The 23790-nt window shown below is 70.7% G+C and carries 20 protein-coding genes; 15 read left to right on the top strand and 5 right to left on the bottom strand.

Going from position 1 to position 23790, the window contains the following annotated elements; genetic code table 11:
- Nucleotides 1–57: 57 nt before the first annotated feature.
- The 13 genes from xdhA to uraH all read left to right on the top strand — a co-directional run bounded on the left by xdhA (nucleotide 58) and on the right by uraH (nucleotide 15084).
- Entirely contained in the window at nucleotides 58–1542 is a 1485-nt protein-coding gene (xdhA, locus tag QN315_RS01160; RefSeq protein ID WP_323991154.1) for a xanthine dehydrogenase small subunit, read from the top strand.
- A complete protein-coding gene (gene xdhB, locus QN315_RS01155; protein WP_408904563.1) occupies nucleotides 1535–3937 on the top strand; it encodes a xanthine dehydrogenase molybdopterin binding subunit in 2403 nt (800 codons plus the stop codon). Before xdhA ends, xdhB begins: the two co-directional genes overlap by 8 nt.
- Before the next feature lie 9 nt (nucleotides 3938–3946).
- Nucleotides 3947–4843: a xanthine dehydrogenase accessory protein XdhC gene (xdhC, locus tag QN315_RS01150; protein ID WP_323991153.1), complete on the top strand. Its 897-nt coding sequence runs from the start codon at nucleotides 3947–3949 to the stop codon at nucleotides 4841–4843.
- A complete protein-coding gene (locus QN315_RS01145; RefSeq protein WP_323991152.1) occupies nucleotides 4840–5802 on the top strand; it encodes a LysR family transcriptional regulator in 963 nt (320 codons plus the stop codon). The genes xdhC and QN315_RS01145 overlap by 4 nt, the downstream gene beginning before the upstream one ends.
- Nucleotides 5803–5982: 180 nt before the next feature.
- Nucleotides 5983–7437, top strand: coding sequence for an NAD(P)/FAD-dependent oxidoreductase (locus tag QN315_RS01140; RefSeq protein WP_323991151.1), 1455 nt, complete (start codon nucleotides 5983–5985; stop codon nucleotides 7435–7437).
- Nucleotides 7438–7501: 64 nt separating this feature from the next.
- Nucleotides 7502–7699 (top strand): DUF4089 domain-containing protein, encoded by a 198-nt coding sequence (locus QN315_RS01135; RefSeq protein WP_176640616.1) that lies wholly within the window; start codon nucleotides 7502–7504, stop codon nucleotides 7697–7699.
- Between the two features lie 11 nt (nucleotides 7700–7710).
- Nucleotides 7711–9129, top strand: a complete 1419-nt coding sequence (locus QN315_RS01130; protein WP_323991150.1) for an AtzE family amidohydrolase — start codon at nucleotides 7711–7713, stop codon at nucleotides 9127–9129.
- 3 nt (nucleotides 9130–9132) lie between these two features.
- Entirely contained in the window at nucleotides 9133–10725 is a 1593-nt protein-coding gene (locus QN315_RS01125) for a gamma-glutamyltransferase family protein (RefSeq protein ID WP_323991149.1), read from the top strand.
- Entirely contained in the window at nucleotides 10719–12014 is a 1296-nt protein-coding gene (locus QN315_RS01120) for an allantoate amidohydrolase (RefSeq protein WP_323991148.1), read from the top strand. Before QN315_RS01125 ends, QN315_RS01120 begins: the two co-directional genes overlap by 7 nt.
- Before the next feature lie 31 nt (nucleotides 12015–12045).
- The gene (locus tag QN315_RS01115; protein ID WP_323991147.1) at nucleotides 12046–13269 is read left to right on the top strand and encodes an alanine--glyoxylate aminotransferase family protein; all 1224 of its coding nucleotides are present in this window, start codon (nucleotides 12046–12048) and stop codon (nucleotides 13267–13269) included.
- On the top strand, nucleotides 13266–14174 hold the full coding sequence (puuE, locus tag QN315_RS01110) for an allantoinase PuuE (protein WP_323991146.1): 909 nt from the start codon (nucleotides 13266–13268) through the stop codon (nucleotides 14172–14174). Before QN315_RS01115 ends, puuE begins: the two co-directional genes overlap by 4 nt.
- Nucleotides 14171–14719, top strand: a complete 549-nt coding sequence (uraD, locus tag QN315_RS01105) for a 2-oxo-4-hydroxy-4-carboxy-5-ureidoimidazoline decarboxylase (protein ID WP_323991145.1) — start codon at nucleotides 14171–14173, stop codon at nucleotides 14717–14719. Before puuE ends, uraD begins: the two co-directional genes overlap by 4 nt.
- Nucleotides 14716–15084, top strand: coding sequence for a hydroxyisourate hydrolase (uraH, locus tag QN315_RS01100; RefSeq protein ID WP_323991144.1), 369 nt, complete (start codon nucleotides 14716–14718; stop codon nucleotides 15082–15084). The genes uraD and uraH overlap by 4 nt, the downstream gene beginning before the upstream one ends.
- Before the next feature lie 76 nt (nucleotides 15085–15160).
- Here uraH and QN315_RS01095 read toward each other — a convergent pair whose 3' ends face one another.
- The 4 genes from QN315_RS01095 to QN315_RS01080 all read right to left on the bottom strand — a co-directional run bounded on the left by QN315_RS01095 (nucleotide 15161) and on the right by QN315_RS01080 (nucleotide 21390).
- Nucleotides 15161–16192, bottom strand: a complete 1032-nt coding sequence (locus tag QN315_RS01095) for an isocitrate/isopropylmalate family dehydrogenase (protein ID WP_323991143.1) — start codon at nucleotides 16190–16192, stop codon at nucleotides 15161–15163.
- Nucleotides 16193–16363: 171 nt separating this feature from the next.
- Complete coding sequence (locus tag QN315_RS01090; RefSeq protein WP_323991142.1) at nucleotides 16364–18154, bottom strand: aminopeptidase P family protein; 1791 nt, start codon at nucleotides 18152–18154, stop codon at nucleotides 16364–16366.
- A gap of 58 nt (nucleotides 18155–18212) precedes the next feature.
- On the bottom strand, nucleotides 18213–19127 hold the full coding sequence (locus QN315_RS01085; RefSeq protein ID WP_323991141.1) for a 50S ribosomal protein L11 methyltransferase: 915 nt from the start codon (nucleotides 19125–19127) through the stop codon (nucleotides 18213–18215).
- Nucleotides 19128–19140: 13 nt separating this feature from the next.
- Entirely contained in the window at nucleotides 19141–21390 is a 2250-nt protein-coding gene (locus QN315_RS01080) for a UvrD-helicase domain-containing protein (RefSeq protein WP_323991140.1), read from the bottom strand.
- 47 nt (nucleotides 21391–21437) lie between these two features.
- Between QN315_RS01080 and QN315_RS01075 the strand changes: the two genes are divergently transcribed.
- Nucleotides 21438–22172 carry a JAB domain-containing protein gene (locus tag QN315_RS01075; protein ID WP_323991139.1) on the top strand — a complete coding sequence of 245 codons (735 nt, stop codon included), beginning with the start codon at nucleotides 21438–21440 and terminating at the stop codon, nucleotides 22170–22172.
- Nucleotides 22173–22214: 42 nt separating this feature from the next.
- Here the strand turns inward: QN315_RS01075 and QN315_RS01070 are convergent, their stop codons facing one another.
- Nucleotides 22215–22922: an HAD hydrolase-like protein gene (locus tag QN315_RS01070; RefSeq protein ID WP_323991138.1), complete on the bottom strand. Its 708-nt coding sequence runs from the start codon at nucleotides 22920–22922 to the stop codon at nucleotides 22215–22217.
- A 219-nt stretch (nucleotides 22923–23141) separates the two neighbouring features.
- Between QN315_RS01070 and QN315_RS01065 the strand changes: the two genes are divergently transcribed.
- Nucleotides 23142–23783: a RadC family protein gene (locus QN315_RS01065; RefSeq protein ID WP_323991137.1), complete on the top strand. Its 642-nt coding sequence runs from the start codon at nucleotides 23142–23144 to the stop codon at nucleotides 23781–23783.
- The last annotated feature ends 7 nt before the right edge of the window (nucleotides 23784–23790 follow it).

Genomic DNA, 23790 nt, shown 5'->3' with positions numbered 1-23790 from the left:
GCTGGGCGGCCAGAGCGCTCATATTCTGGCTCATATTCTGATCGACGGAACCGAATGATGCGCAATTCCATCCGCTTCTATCTGGGCGACAGGCTCTACGACCTGCCCGACTGCCCGCCGACCCTGACCGTGCTGGACTGGCTGCGCGAGCAGCGCGGCCTGACCGGCACCAAGGAAGGCTGCAACGAGGGCGATTGCGGCGCCTGCACCGTGATGGTCGTCCGGCGCGAAGAAGGGCGCCTGGTCTGGCGGGCGCTCAATGCGTGCATCCAGTTCGTGTGCATGCTGGACGGCGCGCAGCTCTTCACCGTCGAGGACCTGCGCGCGCCGGACGGCACGCTCCATCCGGTGCAGCAGGCGATGGTCGAGCAGCACGGCTCGCAATGCGGCTTCTGCACCCCCGGCTTCGTCATGTCGATGGTCGCCCACCGCAAGGCGCCGGGGGCGGTGGCCGACGACGGTTCGATCGACGACGCGCTGGCGGGCAATCTATGCCGCTGCACCGGCTACGCCCCCATCGTGCGCGCGATGAAGCAGGCGATGCAGGCGGGGGCCGATCATTTCGACGCACAGGCCGAGGCCATCGCCGACCGCCTGGCCGCCCTGGAGGCCCAGGCCGACGGGCGCGGCGTCCGGCTCGCCGGCCCGGCGGGGCGCGTGACCATCCCCGCCGATTCCGACGCCCTGGCCGAAACCCTGCTGGCCGACCCGCAGGCCACCATCGTCGCGGGCGCGACCGATGTCGGGCTGTGGGTCACCAAGGGCCTGCGCGATCTGCCGCATATCGTCGCCATCGGCCGCGTGCCCGACCTGCGCACGATCACGCAGGATGCCGAAGGGCTCAGGATCGGCGCCGCCGTCACCTATCAGGACGCGCGCGACAGCATCGCCGCCCTGCTGCCGGACGCGGGAGAAATCATCCGCCGCATCGGCTCCACCCAGGTCCGCAACGCCGCCACGGTCTGCGGCAACATCGCCAACGGCTCGCCGATCGGCGACGGGCCGCCGGTCTTCATCGCCGCCGGCGCCACCCTGCACCTGCGGCGCGGCGCCGTGCGCCGCACCCTGCCGCTCGAGGATTATTTCCTGTCCTACGGCAAGCAGGATCGCGCCCCGGGCGAGTTCGTCGAGGCCGTGACCATCCCCGCACCCGGTCCCCGCACGCTCTTCCGCGCCTACAAGATCTCCAAGCGGTTCGACCAGGACATCTCGGCCCTGCTGGGCGCCTTCGCCCTGACCCTGGACGCGGACGGGGTCGTCACCGACGCCCGCATCGCCTTCGGCGGCATGGCCGCCATTCCCAGGCGCGCCCGCGGGGCCGAGGACGCGCTGCGCGGCCGCCCCTGGAACGCCGCGGCACTCGCCGCCGCCCGCGCCGCGCTCGATGCCGATTTCGCGCCGATCTCGGACATGCGGGCCAGCGACTGGTACCGCCGCACGGTCGCCGCCAACCTGCTCACCCGCCTGTTCGCCGAAACCGCGCCGGGCGCCCATCCACCCGAAACGCGGCTCGCGGGCCGGATGGAGGCCGCCGATGTCTGATCCGATGTCCGCCGAATCCGGTCCCGTTCCGGCCCGCGACGCCTCCGGACTCGCGCGCGGCGCGTCTCTCCCGGCCGACGGCCCGATCGTCGCCGGCGGCGCCTCGCGCAGCCTGCGGCATGAAAGCGCCGCGATGCACGTATCGGGCAGCGCCACCTATATCGACGACATGCCCGAGCCCAAGGGCCTGCTTCACGTCGTCCCGGGCCTCAGCACCCGGGCCCACGCCCGCATCCTGTCGATGGACCTCGATGCGGTGCGCGCCGCCCCGGGCGTGGTGCGCGTGCTGACCGCCGCCGACATCCCCGGCCATAACCAGATCAGCCCGGTCGGCAAGAACGACGAGCCGCTGCTGGCCGAAGACCTGGTCTCCTATTACGGCCAGCCGATCTTCGCCGTGGTGGCCGAAACCCGCGCCGCCGCCCGCCGCGCCGCCCGGCTGGCGCGGATCGAGTATGAGGAGTTGCCCGCGATCCTGGACATCGCCCAGGCCCGCGCGGCCGGCGGGGCATTGGTCTGGCGCGCGCTGGAAATGACCCGCGGCGACGTGCTGGCCGGCCTGGCCGCGGCCCCGCGCCGCCTGTCCGGACAGGTCACCATGGGCGGGCAGGAGCATTTCTACCTCGAAGGCCAGGCAGCCCTCGCCCAGCCGGGCGAGGAAGGCGAGATGCGCGTCTGGTCCTCGACCCAGCACCCGACCGAAACCCAGCACATGGTCGCCCACGTGCTGGACCGCCCCAGCAACCTGGTCACGACCGAAATCCGCCGCATGGGCGGCGGCTTCGGCGGCAAGGAATCCCAGGCCAACACCCCGGCCTGCCTGGCCGCCCTGGCCGCCGAACTGACCGGCCGCGCCGCCAAGATGCGGCTGGACCGCGACGACGACATGGTCATGACCGGCAAACGGCATGATTTCGTCGTGGAATATGACGTCGGCTTCGACGATGACGGCCGCATCCTGGCGGTCGACATGGTGCTGGCCGCGCGCTGCGGCTGGTCGGCCGACCTGTCCGGCCCGGTCACCGACCGCGCGCTGTTCCATGCCGACAACGCCTATTACTATCCGGACGTCCGGCTGCGCTCCGAACCGCTCAAGACCAACACCCAGTCCAACACCGCCTATCGCGGCTTCGGCGGCCCCCAGGGCATCGTGGCCGCCGAACGGGTGATCGAGGAAGTGGCCTTCGCCACCGGGCTCGACCCGCTGGATGTCCGGCTGCGCAATGTCTACGGCACCGGCACGCGCGACCTGACCCCGTACCACATGACGGTCGAGGATTCGATCGCCGCCGAGATCATGGAGCAACTGGCGCGCGACTGCGCCTACCGCGACCGCCGCGCCGCCCTGCGCGCGGCGAACCGCGACAGCCCGTTCGTCCGGCGCGGCATCGCGCTGACCCCGGTCAAGTTCGGCATCTCCTTCACCGCCACCCATTACAACCAGGCCGGCGCATTGGTGCATGTCTATACCGACGGCTCGGTGCAGGTGAATCACGGCGGCACCGAAATGGGGCAGGGGCTGCACACCAAGATGGTGCAGATCGCCATGCGCGAATTCGGCCTGGCGTCCGACCGGGTGCGCATCACCGCCACCACCACCGGCAAGGTGCCCAACACCTCGGCCACCGCGGCATCCTCGGGCGCCGACCTCAACGGCATGGCGGTGCTGGACGCGGTGCGCAGGATCAAGGACCGGCTCACCGCCTTCGCCGCCGGCCATTGGAACGTGGCACCCGAGGCGGTGCGTTTCCTGCCCGACGGCGTGCATGTCGGCGAGACGATCGTCCCGTTCCCCGACCTCACCCGCGCCGCCTATCTCGCCCGCGTGTCGATGTCGTCGAGCGGCTTCTACAAGACGCCCAAGATCTCCTGGAATCCCGATACCGGGCGGGGGCGTCCCTTCTATTATTTCGCCTACGGCGCCGCCTGCGCCGAGGTCGCGATCGACCTGCTGACCGGCGAGACGCGCATCGAACGGGTCGACATCCTGCACGATGCCGGCCGGTCGCTGAACCCGGCCATCGATATCGGCCAGATCGAAGGCGCCTTCGTCCAGGGCGCCGGCTGGCTGACGATGGAGGAACTGGTCTGGGATTCGGCCGGCCGCCTGCGCACCCACGCCCCCAGCACCTACAAGATCCCGGCCTGCTCCGACCGGCCGCGCATCTTCAACGTGGCGCTGCTGGAGGCCGCCCCCAATCGCGAGGACACGATCTTCCGTTCCAAGGCGGTCGGCGAGCCGCCCTTCGTGCACGGGGTCGCGGTGCTCCACGCCATCTCCGACGCGCTGGCCAGCCTGGATTCGTACCGCACCTGCCCGCGGCTGGACGCCCCCGCGACGCCCGAGACCATCCTGCGCACGGCGGAACGGCTCCGCCCCCGCGCGGGCGGCTAGGCCCTGCCCATGGACGACCTCCTCGCCGCCCTGTCCGGCTGGCGGCCGGACGGGCCGCCGATGGCCTGCATCCGCGTCACGGCCGCGCGCGGCTCCACCCCGCGTGAGGCCGGGTCCTTCATGCTGGCCGGTCCCGACTGGCAGGCCGGCACGATCGGCGGCGGCCGCCTGGAATGGGACTGCCTGGCCCGCGCCCGCGCGCTGCTGCAGGACGGCCCGGCGCGCACCGAAACCGGCGCCGAAACTGGCCCCGAAACTGGCCCCGAAACCGGTATCGAGCAGGATTTCGTGCTGGGGCCCGAGAGCGGCCAATGCTGCGGCGGTGTGGTCCGGGTGCGGATCGCCCGCGCCGACGCCGCCCTGGTGGCCGACCTGCTCCGCCAGGCGGCGGATGACCGCGCCGCCTGGCCGCATCTGCTGATGTTCGGCGCCGGTCATGTCGGCCGCGCCCTGGCGCACGCGCTGGCGCCGCTGCCGCTGCACCTGGTCTGGATCGACCCCAGGGCCGAGGAATTCGGCCCCGTGCCCGCGCGGGTCCAGGCCCGGGTCACCGCCGACTGGCAGGCCGCCATCGCCACGGCCCCGCCGGGGGCCGGCATTCTCGTGCTCACCCCCAGCCACGCGCTGGATTCGCTGATCGTCTCCGCCGCGCTGGAGCGCGGCGATTTCCGCTATGTCGGGCTGATCGGCTCGCGGACCAAGCGCCGCCGGTTCGAAGCCGCCTTCCGCGCCATCGGCCTGCCCGAGGCACGCATCGCCACCCTGGTCTGCCCGATCGGCGATCGCGGCATCCGCGACAAGCGGCCGGAAATCATCGCCGCCCTGGTCGCGGCAGAAATCGTCGAACGCCTGCTGCATGACGCCGCGGCGCGCCGGCCCGGCCGGATCATCCGGGGCGCCGCATGATCCGCGCCGACCGGGTGGCACGGGTCATGCGCCTGCATGCGCGCTGCATCGTCTATTTCAACGCGGTCCGCGAATATCGATCGGTCCGCGAGGCCGCGCGCCGGCTCAACGTCACCCCCTCCGCGCTGACCCGCCAGATCGCGCAGATGGAGGACGAGATCGGCTGCCCGCTGTTCGACCGGCTGCCCGGCGGCATGGTGCCGACCGCGGCGGGCGAGATCATCTCCCGCCACATCATCACCGTGATGCAGGACGCGGTGCGCACCGACGAGCAGATCGCCGCACTCAGCGGCCTGCGCGGCGGCCGCATCAGCCTGATGACGGTCGAAGGCGTCGCCGGCGACCTGATGGCGCGGCTGCTCACCCGCATGACGCAATCCCATCCCGGCATCGACCTGCATGCCGAGACCGGCTCGCCCGCCGCGATCGTCACCGCACTCAGCACCGGCGCCACCGACCTGGGCATCGCCTTCTCCCTCGAACCGCCCGACGAACTGCGCCAGGTCGCGGTGGCGCATTTTCCGGTGGGCGTGGTGATGCGCACCGACCACCCGCTGGCCGCGCGCCGCCGGATCGGCATCCAGGACCTGCTGGACCAGCCGCTGATCCTGCCCTCGGAGTCGCTGTCCCTCCACCGCGTCATGGAACCGATGCTCCGCCCCTGGCGCGACCAGATCGACATGGTGCTGGAAACCGGGTCGATCGAACTGACCAACCGCATGGTCATGGCCGGCGCCGGCCTGGCCTTCCAGTCGCGCCTGGCGCTGGAATTCGATATCGGCCGCGGCGCCCTGGCCCATGTCCCGCTGGACGATCCGCGCGCCGTGACCGACCTGGGCGCCTATGTCCGCGACGCGCGCTGGCTGCCCCCCGCCCTCGAACAGCTCATCGCCGAGGTCCGCGCCACCCTGCGCGCGATGCAGGCCCCGCCCGTCCATCCGCCGCGAGCGCCCGGATAAGCCCGTCTCGGCGTTTCCCAATCGGCAACAAGATGATCATTTTATTATACTGGACGAAACACCCCGCGATCCGGTTAGTTTCGATTCCAGGATGGTGCGAGTTGGGGAACTCGGTCCGTGTCGGGGGACACGGACCATCCGCCTGATACTGCCGCGTGATCATTTCAAAAGGGGGCGCCCATGACCGCCGACAGCCACACCGCGACCGAAACGGGGGGCTTGGCCGTCCTGAACGACGCCGTCCGGCGGGACCTGGAGGTCATCGACTATCCCCGCCATGACTGGACGCCGCGGCTGGTCCGCGATGGCGAGCCCGTGCTGGACGTCGCCATCATCGGCGCGGGGCAGGGCGGCCTGGCCACCGGGTTCGGCCTGCGCCGCGGCAACGTCACCAATATCCGCATCTTCGACCGCGCTCCGCGCGGCGGCGAGGGACCCTGGATCACCTTCGCCCGCATGATCACCCTGCGGACGCCGAAATACGTGACCGGTCCGGACCTGGGGGTGCCCAGCCTGACCCCCCGCGCCTGGTACTCGGCCCGTTACGGCGCCCAGGCCTGGGCCGAACTGGACAAGATCCCCCGCCAGGACTGGCAGGCCTATCTGGACTGGTATCGCGACAGTCTCGCGCTTCCGGTCGAAAACGACCGCTCCTTCGAACGCGTCGAGCCCGAAGGCGGGTTGCTGCGCCTGACCTTCCGCGATTCGGCGGGCAGGGAATACCGCCATCTGGCGCGCAAGCTGGTGCTGGCCACCGGCATCGACGGCAACGGCGCATGGCACGTGCCGGACTTCATCCGCCAGGCCCTGCCGCGCGGCGCCTATGCCCATACCTCCGAACGGATCGATTTCGCCGCCCTGCGCGGCAAGCGGATCGGCGTGCTCGGCGCGGGGGCCTCGGCCTTCGACAATGCCGCCACCGCGCTCGAATCCGGCGCCGCCTCGGTCGCGCTGTGCCTGCGGCGCAGGGTCATCCCCTCGGTCAACCCGTATCGCTGGATGGAAAATACCGGCTTCCTCGCCCATTTCCCCTCCTTGCCCGACACGCTGCGCTGGCGCTTCATGCGCCATATCTACGACCTCAACCAGCCGCCGCCGCAGGACACGTTCTGGCGCTGCCGCCGCCATCCGACGTTCAGCTACCATACCGGATGCGGCTGGACGGGCGCGCGCATGGACGGCGAGGAGATCGTCATGCGCACCCCGGACGGCGAAATGCGCTTCGATTTCGTGATCATCGGCACCGGCTTCGCCACCGACCTGGCCCGCCGGCCGGAAACCGCCTCCTTCGCCGGTTCGGTCGCCCTGTGGCAGGACCGCTTCACCCCTCCGGCGGGCGAGGAGAACGCCCTGCTGGCCGCGCATCCCTATCTGGGCGACGCCTACCAGTTCCTGCCGCGCGACCCGGCCGACCCGCTGGCGCCGATGCTGGCCGCCATCCACAATTTCACCTTCGGCGCGACCCCCAGCATGGGCCTGTCCGGCGCCTCCATCAGCGGCATGCGCTTCGGCGTGGAACGGCTGGCGCGCGGCCTGGGGCGGGACCTGTTCGTGGCCGACGGGGCATGGCATCTCGAGTCCCTGCTGAATTATGCCACGCCGGAACTGGTCAGCCTCGATCCTCCGGATGCATGATCCGTTCCGACCCATGCCGCACGCGACACGAGGCGGCAGGTCCAACGGAACGAGGATTTATTCGATGAGCGACCATCAAAGCGACCGCATCCCCGACGAGGCGCTCGTCGCGGCCGCGGCGCGCGATATCGGACTGACCATCGCCGACGGCTTCATGCCGGGCGTGCTCGCCAACCGTGCGCTGCTGCAGACCTATGCCCGGCTGCTGCATGAATTTCCGCTGCCCGATTCCTGCGAACCCGCCTTCGAATACCGGCCGTGAGCACGCCCGACATGACCGACCAGACCGATACCCCCCCGCTTGTTTCCCCGGATACCTTCCCCGACGCCCTGGCGCTCGCGGCGGATATCCGTCATCGCCGCCGCAGCGCCGTCACCACCGTCACCGCCGCGATCGCGGCGATCGAGGTCCGCGACGCCCGGATCAACAGCGTCACCCGCATCTTCGGCCCCCGCGCGGTCGCCGAGGCCGAGACGATCGACCGCCGCATCGCGGCCGGCGAGGATCCGGGCCCCCTGGCCGGCGTGCCGTTCGGGGTCAAGGACCTGTTCGACGTGACCGACGAAGTCACGACCGCCGGCTCGATCGTGCTGCGCGAATCGCGTCCCGCCACCCGGGACGCGACCGTCGTCGCCCGGCTGCGCGGCGCCGGCGCCATCCCGCTGGCCAGCCTGAACATGGACGAATTCGCCTACGGATTCGCCACCGACAACGCCCATTACGGCATCACCCGAAATCCCCATGACCTGGCGCGCCTGGCCGGCGGCTCGTCCGGCGGCTCGGCCGCCTCGGTCGCGGCGGGCCTGCTGCCCTTCACCCTGGGGTCGGATACCAACGGCTCGATCCGCGTTCCCGCCGCGCTGTGCGGCGTCTGGGGGCTCAAACCCACCTACGGCACCGTCCCGCATGACGGCGCCTATCCGTTCGCGGCCAGCCTGGATGTCGTCGGGCCGTTCGCCGGCACGCTGTCCGACCTGCGGGTCGTGTATGACATCATGCGCGGCGCGCCCATGGCCGAGCTGCCGCAATTGTCCGACCTGCGGGTCGCGCGCCTGGGCGGCTGGTTCGCGCAGAACGTGACCGCGCCGCTGGCCGGGGCGATCGATGCCGTCGCCGCGCATTTCGCCGCCCATGCCGGGGACTGCCCGACCGTGGAACTGCCCGAGGTCGCGCGCGCCCGCGCCGCGTCCTTCGTCATCACCGCGGCCGAAGGCGGCACGCTGCACCTGCCGCGCCTGCGCCGCCACGCCATGCAGTACGATCCGGCGACCCGCGACCGGCTGATGGCGGGCGCGCTGCTGCCGGCCAGCACGGTGCTGCAGGCCCATCGCTTCCGCACCTGGTTCCGCGAACGGGTGCACGCCCTGTTCCGCTCGGCCGACGTGCTGATCGCGCCGGCCACGGTGGGCGAGGCCCCGCTGATCGACCAGCCGACCATCCTGGTGGACGGGCAACCCGTCTCCGCGCGGGCCAATCTCGGCCTCTATACCCAGCCGCTCAGCCTGGCCGGCGTGCCGATCCTCAGCGCCCCGCTGGCGGCATCCGGCGGGCTGCCGCTGGGCATCCAGTTGATCGCCGCCCCGGGGCGCGAGGCCGCCTTGTTCGCCGTGGCGGCCGCGCTGCACGACGCCGGGCTGGCCGGCCGCGTTCCGCTGCCTCAAAAAGCGGCGCAAAAGGCTGGGGGGCAATAGGCCATGCTGCACACGCCCCGCTCGCATCGAGGGATGGTCACATCCCCCCATCATCTGGCCAGCCAGGCCGGGCTGGACGTCCTGCGCGACGGCGGCACGGCGCTGGAAGCCGTGGTGGCCACCGCCGCGACCCTGTCGGTGGTCTATCCGCACATGACCGGCATCGGCGGCGACGCCTTCTGGCTGGTCCTGTGGCCGGACGGCCGTGCCGAGACGATCGATGCCTGCGGGGCGGCGGCGGGCCGGGCCGACCCCGCCTTCTACCGCGCCGCCGGCCACGACACGATCCCCTGGCGCGGTCCGCTCGCGGCCAACAGCGTCGCGGGCACGATCTCCGGCTGGGACCGGGCGCTGGCCGCCAGCCATGCGATCCAGCCGGGCCTGTCGCTGCACCGCTTGCTGCGCGATGCGATCTATTACGCCGAACAGGGCGTACCGGTGACCGAGGGCGGCGCCGCCCTGACCCGGGCCAAGGCCGCTGAACTGGAGGCGGTTCCGGGCTTCCGCGACCTGTTCCTGCCGGGCGGCCGGCCGCCCGCGCCGGGCGACATGCTGCATAACCAGGCCCTGGCCCAGACCTTCCGCCGCCTGGCGGCCGACGGGCTGGAGTCCTTCTATCGCGGCCCCCTGGCCCGCGACATCGCCGAGGATCTCCGCCGCCTCGGCAGCCCGCTGGACGCTGCCGACCTCGCCGCGCACCACGCGACGGTCCTGCCCCCGCTGCATGTCGACATCACCGGCGCGCGCCTGTTCAACATGGCGCCCCCGACCCAGGGCGTGGCCTCGCTGCTGATCCTGGCCATCTTCGACCGGCTGCGCGCCGACCATCCCGACGGGTTCGACCATATTCACGGACTGGTCGAAGCCACCAAGCAGGCCTTCCTCTATCGCGACGCCCATGTCGGCGATCCGGCCTTCATGACCACCGATGCCCAGGCCATCCTGGACGACGCGGCCGGGCTGGACGCCATGGCCGCCGCGATCGACCCGGCGGCGGCATCCCCCTGGCCCCGGCCGTCCCAGGCCGGCGACACCACCTGGATGGGTGCCGTCGATGCCGACGGCGTCGCCGTCAGCATGATCCAGAGCATCTATTTCGAATATGGCTCGGGCCTGGTCCTGCCGCGCAGCGGCATCGTCTGGCAGAATCGCGGCAGCAGCTTCCGGCTGGCCGAGGATGGCTGGAACGCGCTGCGTCCCGGCCGCAAGCCCTTCCACACGCTCAACCCGGCCGGCGCCCGCTTCGCGGACGGGCGGACCATGGTCTACGGCACCATGGGCGGCGAGGGCCAGCCCCAGACCCAGGCCGCCCTGTTCACCCGCTACGCCCGCTACGGCATGACGCTCCAGCAGGCCGTCACCGCGCCGCGCTGGCTGCTCGGCCGGACCTGGGGCGAGGACAGCACGAGCTTGAAATATGAGGACCGGTTCGCCCCGGACGTCATCGCCGGCCTGGCCCGGGCCGGACACGCGCTGGAGCCCATGCCCGCCTTCACATCCACCATGGGCCATGCCGGCGCCCTGGTCCTGCATCCGTCCGGCCTGATCGAGGGCGCATCCGACCCGCGCAGCGACGGCATGGTGGCGGCATGGTGACCGCGACGCCCGATCCGTTCCCGCGTGACCGTCCCTCCGGCGCCCGCGCGGTATCGCGGTGCGACCTTTTGGGCGAGGTACCCTATTCGGACGTGCCGGGACAGTTGTTCCGGCCCTATCTGGGCGGCGGGCACGCGGCGACCCTGGACCGGATCGCCGCCTGGATGGCCGAGGCCGGGATGCGCGCGCGCATCGACCCGGCGGGCAACATCGTCGGCCGGTATGAGGGCAGCATGCCCGACGCCCCGGCGCTGCTGCTCGGCTCGCATGTCGACAGCGTGCGCGACGCCGGCCGCTATGACGGCATGCTGGGGGTGATGCTGGGGATCGAAACCGTCGCCCATTTCGCCGAACGCGGCCGACGCTTTCCCTTCGCGCTCGAAGTGATCGGCTTCGGGGACGAGGAAGGCTCGCGCTTTCCGGTCTCGATGCTGTGCAGCCGCGCGGTGGCCGGCGCGCTGGCCGGCCAGGACGTGGCCCAGGACATGGTCGACGCCCAGGGCACCAGCCTGGCCGACGCGCTCGGCGGCTTCGGCCTCGACCTGGCCCGCTTCAGCCAGGCCGCGCGGCGCCGCGCCGACGTGCTGGCCTATGTCGAGGCCCATATCGAACAGGGCCCGGTGCTCGAAGCCGCGGACCGGCCGCTGGGCGTGGTCAGCGCGATCGCCGCGCAATATCGCTTCCAGGCGGATGTCACCGGGGTGGCCGGCCATGCCGGCACCATGGCGATGGATCTGCGCCGCGACGCGCTGGCCGCCGCGGCCGAGATGGTGCTGGCGATCGAACGGATCGGCGGCGGCGGCCCGCCCGACCTGGTGGCCACCGTCGGCCGGCTGGCGGTCGGTCCCGGCGTGCCCAACGTGGTGCCCGGCACGGTCGGCTTCACCATCGACGTCCGCGCCGGCACCCATGCGGTGCGCGACGGCGCGGCCCGGGCGATCCGCGCCGCCCTGGCCGAGATCGCCGCCCGCCGCCAGGTCACGCTGGACCTGGCGCAGCAGCAGGATTTGCCGGCCACCCCGTGCGACCCGGCGCTGACCGGGCTGCTGGAAGAGGCGGTGCGCCAGGCCACCGGCCACGCGCCGCACGTGCTGGTCAGCGGGGCAGGGCACGACGCCATGGCGATGGCCCGCCTGGCGCCGGTCGGCATGCTGTTCCTCCGCTGCGCCGGCGGCATCAGCCACAACCCGGCCGAGGCGGTCGACGAAGCCGACGCCGACTGCGCGCTGCGGGCGCTGACCGATTTCGTGGCGCGCTTCGCCGAAGCGCACCAGGCCGGCCGTCGCTGACGGAAAGACGAGACGGAGGAAGGAACCGCCCATGTTCGGACAGATTGACCCGCCGCACCGGCTGCTGATGGGCCCGGGTCCGGTGAACGTGCATCCGCGGGTGCTGCGCGCGATGGCGGCGGACATGCTGGGGCAGTTCGACCCGGAGATGACGGGGTATATGAACCAGACGATGGCGCTGTATCGTCATGTGTTCATGACGGAAAACCGCTGGACCTTCCTGGTCGACGGCACGGCGCGGGCGGGGATCGAGGCGGCGCTGGTCTCGCTGGTCGAACCGGGGGCGCGGCTGCTGGTGCTGCGCGCCGGGCGCTTCGGCCTGCTGCTGTCGGAAATCGCCGGGCGCATCGGCGCCGACATCCGCGTCCTCGACATCCCCTGGGGCGCGGTCGCGACCCGCGGGCAGATCGAGGCCGCGATCGTCGAACACCAGCCGCAGGTCTTCGCGGCCATCCACGGCGACACCTCCACCACCATGGCGCAGCCGCTGGACGGGGTGGGGGACATCTGCCGCCGCCACGGCGTGCTGTCCTATGTCGACGCCACCGCCACCTTGGGCGGCATGGCGGTGGCGACCGATGCCTGGGGGGTGGATGTGGTGACGGGCGGCCTGCAGAAATGCATGGGCGGCCCGCCGGGCTCGGCGCCGATCACGATCTCGGACCGCGCGGCGGCGCACATCATGGCCCGCCGCCATGTCGAGGCCGGGATCCGCACCGCCGGCAGCCGCGACGGCGCGCGGCCGCGCATCGGCTCGAACTATTTCGACCTGGCGATGGTCATGGATTACTGGTCCGAGCAGCGGCTGAACCACCATACCGAGGCGACCTCCATGCTCTATGCGGCGCGCGAGGCGGCGCGGATCATGGTGGAAGAGGGGCTGGAGGCCCGCTTCGCCCGGCACCGCGCGGCCGGGGCGGCGATGGGCGCCGGGCTGCGCGCCATGGGGCTGGCCCTGTATGGCCAGGACGCGCATCGCATGACCAACGTCACCGGCGTGCACATCCCCGATTGCATCGACGGCGAGGCGGTGCGCACCCGCATGCGCGCGGAATTCGAAATCGAGATCGGCACCGCCTTCGGCCCCCTGGCGGGGAAGATCTGGCGCATCGGCGCCATGGGCTACAACGCCATGAAGCACAAGGTGCTCATCACCCTCGCCGCACTCGAGGCCTCCCTCCGCGCCGAGGGCTTCTCTCTCCCGCAAGGCAATGCCGTCGACGCCGCGCGCGCGTCCTACGAGTCCGCGTCGTGACCGGCGCGGACTATCCCCGCGACCTCGCGGGCCATGGCGCCCATCCGCCGCAGGCCCAGTGGCCCGGCCAGGCGCGCATCGCCGTCCAGTTCGTGATCAATTACGAGGAAGGCGCCGAAAACTCCGTGCTGCACGGCGATGCGGGGTCCGAGGCCTTCCTGTCCGAAATGATCGGCGCCCGCGCGATTCCCGGCGCGCGCGCGATGGCGATGGAAAGCCTGTACGAGTACGGCGCCCGCGCCGGCTTCTGGCGCCTGTACCGGCTGTTCACCGAACGCGCATTGCCGGTCACCGTGTTCGGCGTGGCCATGGCCATGGCCCGCAATCCCGATGCCGTCGCGGCGATGCTGGGGGCAGGGTGGGAAATCGCCTCCCACGGATTGCGCTGGATCGACTACCAGGACATCCCCGAGGCGGTCGAGCGCGCGCATATCCGCCAATGCATCGCGCTGCATGCCGAACTGACCGGATCGCGCCCGCTGGGCTGGTACCAGGGCCGCACCAGCCCCAACACCGCGCGCCTCGTCGCCCAGGAAGGCGGCTTCGTCTACGACGCCGATTCCTATGCCGACGACCTGCCGTACTACGACCGCAGCCACGGACGCGCCCAGTTGATCGTGCCCTACACGCTGGACGCGAACGACATGCGCTTCGTCGCGCTGAACGGCTTTACCGAGGGCGAGCAGTTCTTCCGCTACCTGCGCGACACGTTCGACATGCTGTACGCCGAAGGCGCCACGACGCCCCGGATGATGTCGGTCGGCCTGCATTGCCGCGTCGCCGGCCGCCCCGGCCGCGCCCTGGCGGTCGCGCGCTTCCTCGACCATGTCATGGCCCATGACCGCGTCTGGGTCGCCACCCGGCTGGATATCGCCCGCCACTGGCTCAAGGTTCACCCCGCATGACCACCCCTTCCGTTACCATGAACCGGGTCAACGCCATGGCCCCGGCCGATTTCGTCGCCACCTTCGGCCATCTGTTCGAACATTCCCCCTGGGTGGCCGAACGCGCCGCGGCGCTGCGCCCCTTCGCCACGCCGGATGCGATGCTCCTGGCCATGACCGGCGTGCTGGACCGCGCGGCCGACGACGAAAAACTGGCCCTGGTGCGGGCCCACCCCGAACTGGCGCGCCGCGCCGGTCTCGATCCCACCCTGACGCAGGCCTCAGCCGCCGAACAGGCATCGGCCGGGCTCGATCGGCTCACCCCCGACGAATATGCCCGCTTCAACCGGCTGAACGACGCCTATGCCGCGCGCTTCGCCATGCCGTTCGTGATCTGCGTGCGGCTGTCCGACAAGGATGTCATCCTGTCGGAAATGGAACGCCGCGTCGCCCACACGCCGCAGGCCGAATTGCAGGCCGCGATCGTGGAAATCGGCAAGATCGCCGGCCTGCGCCTGGCCGACACATTCAAGACCCTCGCGGAAAACGCGGAGAACGCGCCATGATCACCCTGTCCAGCCACGTCCTGGACCTGGTCTCGGGCCGTCCGGCGGCCGGAATGGCGCTCTCGCTCTGGTCGGGACCCGACCGCCTGTTCGCCGGCCGCACCAACGCCGACGGCCGCTGCCCCGAACTGGCCGGGGTCGGGGGGGCGGACGGCGCCGGGCTGGCGCCGGGCGCCTATCGGCTGGAATTCGCGGTGGCGGCCTATTTCCGGGCCCAGGGCGTCGCGCTCAGCGACCCGCCGTTCCTGGACGTGGTGCCCATCGCCTTCGGCGTCGCCCGGCCGGGACCGGACGGCAAGGGCGGCCATTACCACGTGCCGCTGCTGGTCTCGCCCTACGGGTTCTCGACCTACCGGGGCAGTTGACCCGCGGGCGTTAAACGATCGCCGGCCCGCCGCTGCAAGCGCCTCTGCAAGCGCCTTTGGGGGCCGGCAACACGGTTCAGACCAGTTTCTGCTTCAGGGCCGCGGTCAGCTCGCGCGTCCCGGCGGTGCCGCCCAGGTCGCGGGTCCGCGCCGCGCCGGTGGTCACCACGGCGTCGATCGCGCCCTGGATCCGGGTGGCCAGGTCCTGGCGCCCGACATGCCCCAGCATCAGGTTCGCGGCCATCAGCAGCGCCAGCGGATTGGCGACGTTCTTGCCGGCGATGTCCGGCGCCGAACCGTGCACCGCCTCGAAGATCGCGGCCTTCTCGCCGATATTCGCGCCCGGCGCCATGCCCAGCCCGCCGACCAGGCCGGCCGTCAGGTCCGACAGGATGTCGCCGAACAGGTTGGTGGTGACGATCACGTCATACTGCCACGGATCGATGACCAGTTGCATCGCGCAGGCATCGACGATGCGCTCGTCGCATGCGACGCGGCCTTCATATTCCTTGGCGACCTTGCGGCCTTCCTCCAGGAACAGCCCGGTCAGCAGCTTCAGGATGTTGGCCTTGTGGACCAGCGTCACCTTCCTGCGGTCATTCTTCACCGCATATTCGAAGGCAAAGCGGACGATGCGATTGCATTCGGCGCGCGAATTATAGCCCGCGCCCATCGCGATCCCGTGCGGGTCGTCGCCCACCGGGATGTAATGTTCCATCGCGGCGTAATAGCCTTCCAGGTTCTCGCGGACCAGCACCAGGTCGATATTCTCGAACCGTCCGCCCGGCACGATCGTGCGGGTGGGGCGCAGATTGGCATACAGCCCGAATTCCTGGCGCAGCGTCACGTTGATCGACTTGAACCCGCCGCCGACCGGCGTGGTCAGCGGGCCCTTCAGCGCCAGGCCCGTGCGGTGGATGCTCTCGATCGTCTCCTTGGGCAGCGGGTTGCCCGTCGCGTCGACTGCCGCCATGCCCGCCAGCCGCTTTTCCCAGGCGAAGGGCGCACCCACCGCGTCCAGGATCTCGATGACGGATTCCACGATCTCGGGCCCGATCCCGTCGCCGGGGATCAGGGTTGCCGGAATGGTCTTTTCAGCAGCGGACATTGTCGAAATTCTCCCTCTGTGCAGGATCTCTGACAGCCATCCGGCATGTCCCGCACCGTTCGCGAGGCGGTACGATCACGCCGAGGCCCGTATCGTGGTAGGCCGGTGGCCGGCGGGTGACAATTCCGCTCCCCGCCGCCCCCCGGCCTTTCCCGGTCACATTATGCGGCGCTACGCCGCCCCGAGCGGCGCCCCCCCGAGCGGCGAGCAGGCTGCGCGCAGCCAGGCCGCCTCGGCGTCGCCCAGATGCGGCGCCACCGCGTCGTGCACCCGCGCGTGATAGGCGTCGATCCAGGCGATTTCCTCCGGCGTCAGCAGGCCCGCATCGATCAGGCGCCGGTCGAAGGGCGCCAGGGTCAGCGTCTCGAACGCCAGGAAGGACCGGTTCGCCTCCGCCGCCGCCGGCCGCGCCAGCAGCAGATTCTCCAGCCGGATCCCGAACGCGCCGGGACGGTAATAGCCGGGCTCGTCCGACAGGATCATCCCGTCCTCGACCGCCACCGGCCGATGGACCGGCGAAATCGAGGCCGGCCCCTCATGGACCGACAGGTAGCTGCCCACGCCGTGGCCCGTGCCGTGGTCGTAATCCATCCCCGCCTGCCACAGCGCATAGCGCGCCAGCGCATCCAGCGCATGGCCGGTGGTGCCGGCGGGGAAACGCGCCCGCGCCAGGGCGATATGGCCCTGCAGCACGCGGGTGAACGGCCCGCGCACCACGTCCGGCCCCGGCCCCCGCCCGGTCCAGACCGTGCGCGTCACGTCGGTGGTGCCGAACGGATATTGCCCGCCGCTGTCGATCAGATAGACCTCATCCGCCCCGATCGTCCGATCGGTCGCCTCGGTCACCCGGTAATGGATCACCGCCCCGTTCGGGCCCGAACCGGAAATCGCCGGAAAGCTCTCGCCGCGATAATCGGGGCTGAGGGCGCGAAACGCGTCCAGCCGTGCCGCCGCCGCCAGTTCGCTCCGCCCGACCCCCTCGCTGTCCAGCCAGTGCAGAAAGCGGCACAGCGCGATTGCGTCCACCAGATGGGCGCGCCGCGCGCCATCCTGCTCCACGCCGTTCTTGCGCGCCTTGGGCACGACGCATGGATCGCCGCCCCGCGCCACGGTGGCTCCGGCGGCCTCCAGCGCCTGGACGAACCAGATCGCGGTCCCCGCCGGGTCGATCCGCACGCGCCGCCCGCCCAGGGCGCCCAGCGCCGCGTCCAGTTCGCCGGGCGGCCGGACCGTGACGTCCGCCCCCAGCCATGCCGCCGTCTCGGCCGGCACGCGCGCCGGGTCGATGAACAATTCGACCCGCGCATCGTCATGCAGGATCGCAAAGGCCAGGCAGACGGGCGTATCGGGCAGGTCGCGGCCGCGAATGTTCAACAGCCACGCGACCGATGTCGGGTCCCCCAGCACGACGGCCTGCTGCCCGTCCCCGGCCAGGATCCTCGCCATGCGCGCCCGCTTGGCCGCACTGGCCTCGCCGGCGAATTCCAGGCCGTGCGCCAGGCACGGGCCGGCCGGCGGGGCAGGGCGGTCGGACCAGATCCCGTCCACCGGATTGGCGGCCAGCGGCACCAGCGTCAGCCCGGCATCGACAAAGGGCTGCAACCCGGCCTCGGCCATCAGCCGCGGGTCATAGCCGATACGCAGCCCCCGGCCGCCATTCTCCGCCAGCCACTGCGCCGGGGGCGTGTCGCGGATATGCAGCCGCGCCCATGCCGCGCCGTCCACCTGCTGGTCCATCTGGGTGATGTAGCGGCCATCGGAAAACACGGCGGCCGGCCCGTCGCGCAGCACCACCGCCATGCCGGCGCTGCCGGTAAAACCGCTCAGCCAGGCCAGCCGCTCGGCGCAGGGCGCGACATACTCGCCCAGATGCTCGTCCCCGCGCGGCAGGATGAAGCCATCCACCCCCATCCGGGCCAGAACGACGCGCAATGCCGGCAGGCGCGAGGCGATATCGGTCATGGCATCATCCTTTATATTTGAAATTCAGCCTATTATTTTACATTCATATCATGCCGTCTCAGCCGGCATGACCGCCGGACGGCTTGCGCAGCACCAGCGTGGTCCAGTCGCCTTCGGTCAGCCGCCGCTCCAGCACCAGCCCCTGACGCCGGTGCGCGGCCAGCACCATGCCGGCCTGGCCGTGCAAAAGACCGGCCAGGATCGCCGTGCCGCCCGGCGCCAGGTGCAGCGCCAGGTCCTGGGCCATCAGGCAGAGCGGCCGCGCCAGGATGTTGGCGAACACCAGGTCGAACGGCGCGCGCCGCTTCAGCCCCGGCGTGCGCCAGCCATTGCCCAGCCGCGCCTCGACCAGCGCCCCCAGCCCGTTCAGTGCGGCATTCTGCCGGGTGGTGCGCACCGACCACGGCTCGATGTCGATCGCCAGGACCGGCCGGCGCAGCAGCGCCGCCGCCGCCATCGCCAGGATGCCCGACCCGCAGCCCATATCCAGGATCCGCCTGGGCCGGCGATGCGCCACCCGTTCCAGCGCGCGCAGGCAGCCCCGGGTCGATCCATGCTCGCCCGACCCGAACGCCATGCCGGCATCCAGCGTGATCGCGATCCGGCGCGACGCGCTCTCGCCATCCAGATGCGTGCCGCGCACCGCGAAACGTTGCCCGACCAGTTGCTCGGGAAACGATTCATAGGTCCGCGCCAGCCATCCCTCGGCCTCGGTCCGCACCCGGTCCAGCTCCGCCTCATGCCCGGTGACGGCGGCCGCCAGTGCCAGCGCCGCGGCCAGTTCGCCCTCGCCATGCCCCAGGTCGCGCACGCCCTCGACACGCCACAGGATCTGGCTGTCATCCATCTCGAAGATGCCGATCGTGGTGCAGACGACTGACAGCGCCTCCTCATAGGCTTCGACGGCTTCCGCCGGCACGGTCACGGCAATGGTTTCCAGTTCCGTCGCATGCCGACGGGCCAAGGCCGTCATGATAGCTCGCTCGTCATGATATCTTCTCGATAAATTGGTCCAGGACACGTTTCGACCCCGCCTTTTCGAAGGCGATCTCCAGCCGGCTGCCATCGACCGACGTCACCGTCCCGTATCCGAATTTCTGGTGGAACACCCGCTCGCCCGCCCCGAACGCAGCCGCGGCCGACCGCGCGCCGGACGCCGCATCGGGGGCCGTCCCGCGCGCCAGCGCCTCGGTCATCCGCGCCCGCCGCGCCACGACCGGAAAGGCCTGGGAAAATTCCGGCGCATGCCCGAATGTCCGCGTCCGCGCCTGGGATGCCGCGCCGCTGGTCGCGACATGTTCGTCGGGCAGTTCCTCGATGAACCGGCTGGGGATCGCCGACTGCCAGTTGCCATAGATCCGCCGGCTGGCGGCGTGGCTGATGATCGCCCGGTGCCGCGCACGGGTAATGCCGACATAGGCCAGGCGCCGCTCTTCCTCCAGCCCCTTCAACCCGCCCTCGTCCAGGGTCCGCTGGGACGGAAACACCCCTTCCTCCCAGCCCGGCAGGAACACGGTGTCGAATTCCAGCCCCTTGGCGCCGTGCAGGGTCATCAGGCTGACCCGCGCGTCCCCGGCATTCTCCTCGTTTTCCATCACCAGCGCGACATGCTCCAGAAACCCTTCCAGGCTCTCGAAATCCGCCAGCGCCCGCACCAGCTCCTTCAGGTTGTCGACGCGGCCCGGCGCCTCGGGCGACGGATCGGCCTTCCACATGTCGATATAGCCGGCCTCCTCCAGCAGCGTCTCCACGACCACCACATGCCCCTCGCGCGGCAAGGCGTCGCGCCCGCGCTGCAGGCAGTCCATCAGCGCCGCCATCGGCTCGCGCGCCCGGCCCTTGATCTCGCCGCCCGCCAGCATGTCCTGCACCGCCTGCGTCAGCGGCATGTTCCCGACCCGGGCGACGGCGTGGAATTTCTGCAGCGCGGCCGCCCCGATGCCGCGCCTCGGCACGTTGATGATCCGCTCGAACGCCAGATCGTCCGCCGGCTGGCTCAGCACGCGCATATAGGCCAGCGCATCGCGGATTTCCGCCCGCTCGTAGAAGCGCAGCCCCCCCACCACGCGATAGGGCACGCCCAGCGCGATCAGCCGCTCCTCGAACGCGCGGGTCTGGAATCCCGCCCGCACCAGGATCGCCATCTCGGCCAGGGAATGGCCCCCGGCACGCAGCCGCGCGATCTCCTCGCCGACCATCCGGGCCTCGTCGTCCGAATCCCAGACCGCGACCACCCGCACCTTCTCGCCGGACGAATCCTCGCGCCCCGGGCGCAGCGTCTTGCCCAGCCGCCCGTCATTATGCGCGATCAGCCCCGACGCCGCGCCCAGGATCTGCGCGGTCGAACGATAATTCCGCTCCAGCCGCACGATGACCGCGCCCGGGAAATCGCGTTCGAAGCGCAGGATGTTCTCCACTTCCGCCCCGCGCCAGGAATAGATCGACTGGTCGTCGTCCCCCACGCAGCAGATATTGGCGCTCTGCCCCTCGCGCTGCGCCAGCAGCCGCAGCCACAGATACTGGATCGTGTTGGTGTCCTGGTATTCGTCCACCAGGATATAGCGGAACAGGCGGTGATACTGCGCCAGCACGTCGGGCCGGGTCCGCAGGATCTCGGTCACGTGCAGCATCAGGTCGCCGAAATCGCAGGCGTTCAACTGGATCAGCCGCGCCTGATAGGCCGCATAGGCCGCCCGGCACTGTCCGTTCGCGAAATCCGTGTCCTCGGCCGGCGTCACGCGCTCGGGCGTCAGCCCGCGATCCTTCCAGCGCTGGATCACCCCCAATATGCCCTGGGGCGGCCAGCGCTTGGCGTCGATGCGCAGCGGCTCGATCACCTGCTTCAGCAGGCGTAGCTGGTCGTCGGTGTCCAGGATGGTAAAGCCGCTGCTCAGCCCGACATATTCGGCATGCCGGCGCAGCATGCGCGCGCACAGCGCATGGAACGTCCCCAGCCACAGCCCCTCGACCGGCGTGCCCAGGATCGCGCCGATCCGCTCGCGCATCTCGCGCGCCGCCTTGTTGGTAAAGGTCACCGCCAGGATCTGGTGCGGCCGCGCGCGGCCGGACAGCAGGATATGGGCGAAGCGCGTGGTCAGCACGCGGGTCTTGCCGGTCCCGGCGCCGGCCAGGACCAGCAGCGGACCGTCGGTCGTCTCGATCGCCGCCCGTTGCTCGGGGTTCAGGCGCTGCAGATAATCCGGTCGGTCGGAAGAAGGGTTTGGGCTATGGGTCACGTTTTCCGTATAGGGCGTCCGGCGCCGGACGTGAAGGAGAAGGCCGAATGACAGGAACGGGCAGGGATGCCGCGAACGCCGCCTCGCGTCATGCCCCGTTCAAGGAGACCGGACCAGCGGGCCACCGCGCCCGCATGCGTGCCCGGATCCTGGCCTCCGGCGCGGCGTCGCTGGCCGATTACGAAATCGTCGAGATGCTGCTCTTCCTCGCGATTCCGCGCCGCGACACCAAACCGACGGCCAAGGCGCTGCTGAACCGGTTCGGCAGCCTGGGCGCGCTGCTCTCGGCCTCGGCCGAGCAATTGCGCGCGGCCGGCCTGTCCGACCGCGTCGCCCTGCCGCTGATGCTGCCCGCCTGCGTGGCCGAACGCCTGTCGCGGTCCGACCCGCTGACCCGCCAGCACGTGCGCGACTGGGACGCGGTGCTGACCTATTGCGATACGATTCTCGCCGACGCCCCCGCCGGGCAGATGCGGATCCTGTTCCTGGACAGCGGCAATCACATCATCGCCGACGAACCGATCGACCCCGCCCTCGACCAGGGCGACCTGGACGCGATCCAGCGCCACATCCTGCTCCGCGCGCTCGACCTGCACGCCACCGCCTTCGTGGGCATCCGGCTCGCCGCGGCCTGGCCGCCGCCGGCGGCGCTGGTCGATCGCGATGCCGTGCTGATGCAGGCCATCTCCTACCACGCGCAGAACCTGTCCCTGGCGGTGCAGGACCACCTGATGCTGCGGCGTGGCCAATGGTTCAGCCTGCGCCAGCAGGGCAGGCTGTAAAAGCCTGCCTCAACAGCCCGCCTCCAAAAGCACCCGGCGCCCCTATTCGGCCGCCGGGTGCATATGCGCGGCCGCCAGTTGCGTACGGATCGCGCCCAGCAATTCGCCCGGATCGTTCACCAGCGCGTCCGCCCCGGCCTCGGTCAGCTCCTCCTCGCCGCCATAGCCCCACAGCGCGCCCAGCGCGCGCACATGGTTGGCATGCGCCCCGCTGATGTCGAACCGCCGGTCTCCCACCATCACCGCCCGCGCCGCCGGCACGCCCTGCTCATGCAGCAGGCACGCGATCAGCTCGGGCTTCTCCGCGCCGCTATCGTCGGGTTGGGCGCCGTACAGGGCGGTGAAATACCGGGTCAGCCCGCGCAGGTCCAAAATCGCCCGCGCCAGGTGCACCGGCTTGGACGTCGCCAGAAACAGCCGCGCCCCCGACTGCGCCACGGTCTCGATCACCGTGTCCATCCCGGCAAAGACCGCGCTGCGATGCATGCCCTGCCGTTCGTAATGATAGCGATACAGCCTGACCGCCTCTTCGGCGCGGTCGTCGCCGTAATGCTCCAGCACTCGCGCCACCAGATCGTGCAGCGGCGGCCCGACCACCCAGGTCAAATCCACCTGCGGGTCCGGCTCGTGCCCCAGATCGCGCAGCGAATCGTGCAGCGAACCGATGATTCCGGCGCGCGAATCCACGATCGTGCCATCGAGATCAAGAAGAACCGCATCGTGACGGGTCAGCGGGAATGGGGCATTCATGCCGGCAACGCTCCTCGTCCAGTACCCCGAAGCTGAAATTCACCGGATCTCAGCTTCGGGGTGCCAGCTTAATCAATCATTTAACGGCCCGCTGATCTCCGAAATTCGCCCATGAATTCCCGAGGCACGACTAGGCTTCGAATCTCCTATATACTGGCAGGTCGGGGCTGTCGCGCCCACGGCCGGCCCGCCCCGCACCCGACTCGAGGATTTCAAGGCATGAATGCGATCCTGGCCGGGCAGGGCGGGGACCTGGACGATACGACCCTGCTGGCCGCGATCCTGGCGCTCGGCCTGCCGCCCAGCGCCGACGCCCCGGCCGTCGCCGCGCACCTGCTGGCGCGTTTCGGCACCATCGGCGCCGTCTTCGCTGCCGAACCCGACGAACTCGCCGCCGCGACCGCGGGGCGCGAACAGGTCCGCACCCTGCTGCCCCTGCTGCGCGAGGCCGCGATCCGCCTGATGCGCGCGCGCATCCGCCAGGGCAACCTGCTGGCCCGTCACGAGGCGCTGACGGCCTATCTGCAGGCATCCCTGGCGCGCGAGACGGTCGAGCAATTCCGCGTCCTGTTCCTGGACCGCAACGCGCGCCTGATTTCCGACGAGGTCCTGGCCCAGGGCACGATCGACCAGACCCCCGTCTACCCGCGCGAAGTCATGCGCCGCGCCATCCGGCTGAAGGCCAGCGAACTGATCCTGGTCCACAACCACCCCGGCTGGAACCCGATGCCGTCGCGTGAGGACATCGCCATGACCAGGCGGCTGGAACAGATCGCCGCCGTACTGGGCCTGCGGGTGCGCGACCACGTCATCGTCGGCAACGGCGCCTCGACCAGCTTCCGCCAGGCCGGCCTGCTCTGACGGCGCA

Origin of the sequence: Nguyenibacter sp. L1, from assembly GCF_035199985.1 — a bacterium.
Taxonomy (GTDB): Bacteria; Pseudomonadota; Alphaproteobacteria; order Acetobacterales; family Acetobacteraceae; genus Gluconacetobacter; species Gluconacetobacter vanlangensis.
Note: the sequence above shows the minus strand (reverse complement) of the source record. Positions and strands in the feature narration are given on the sequence as shown.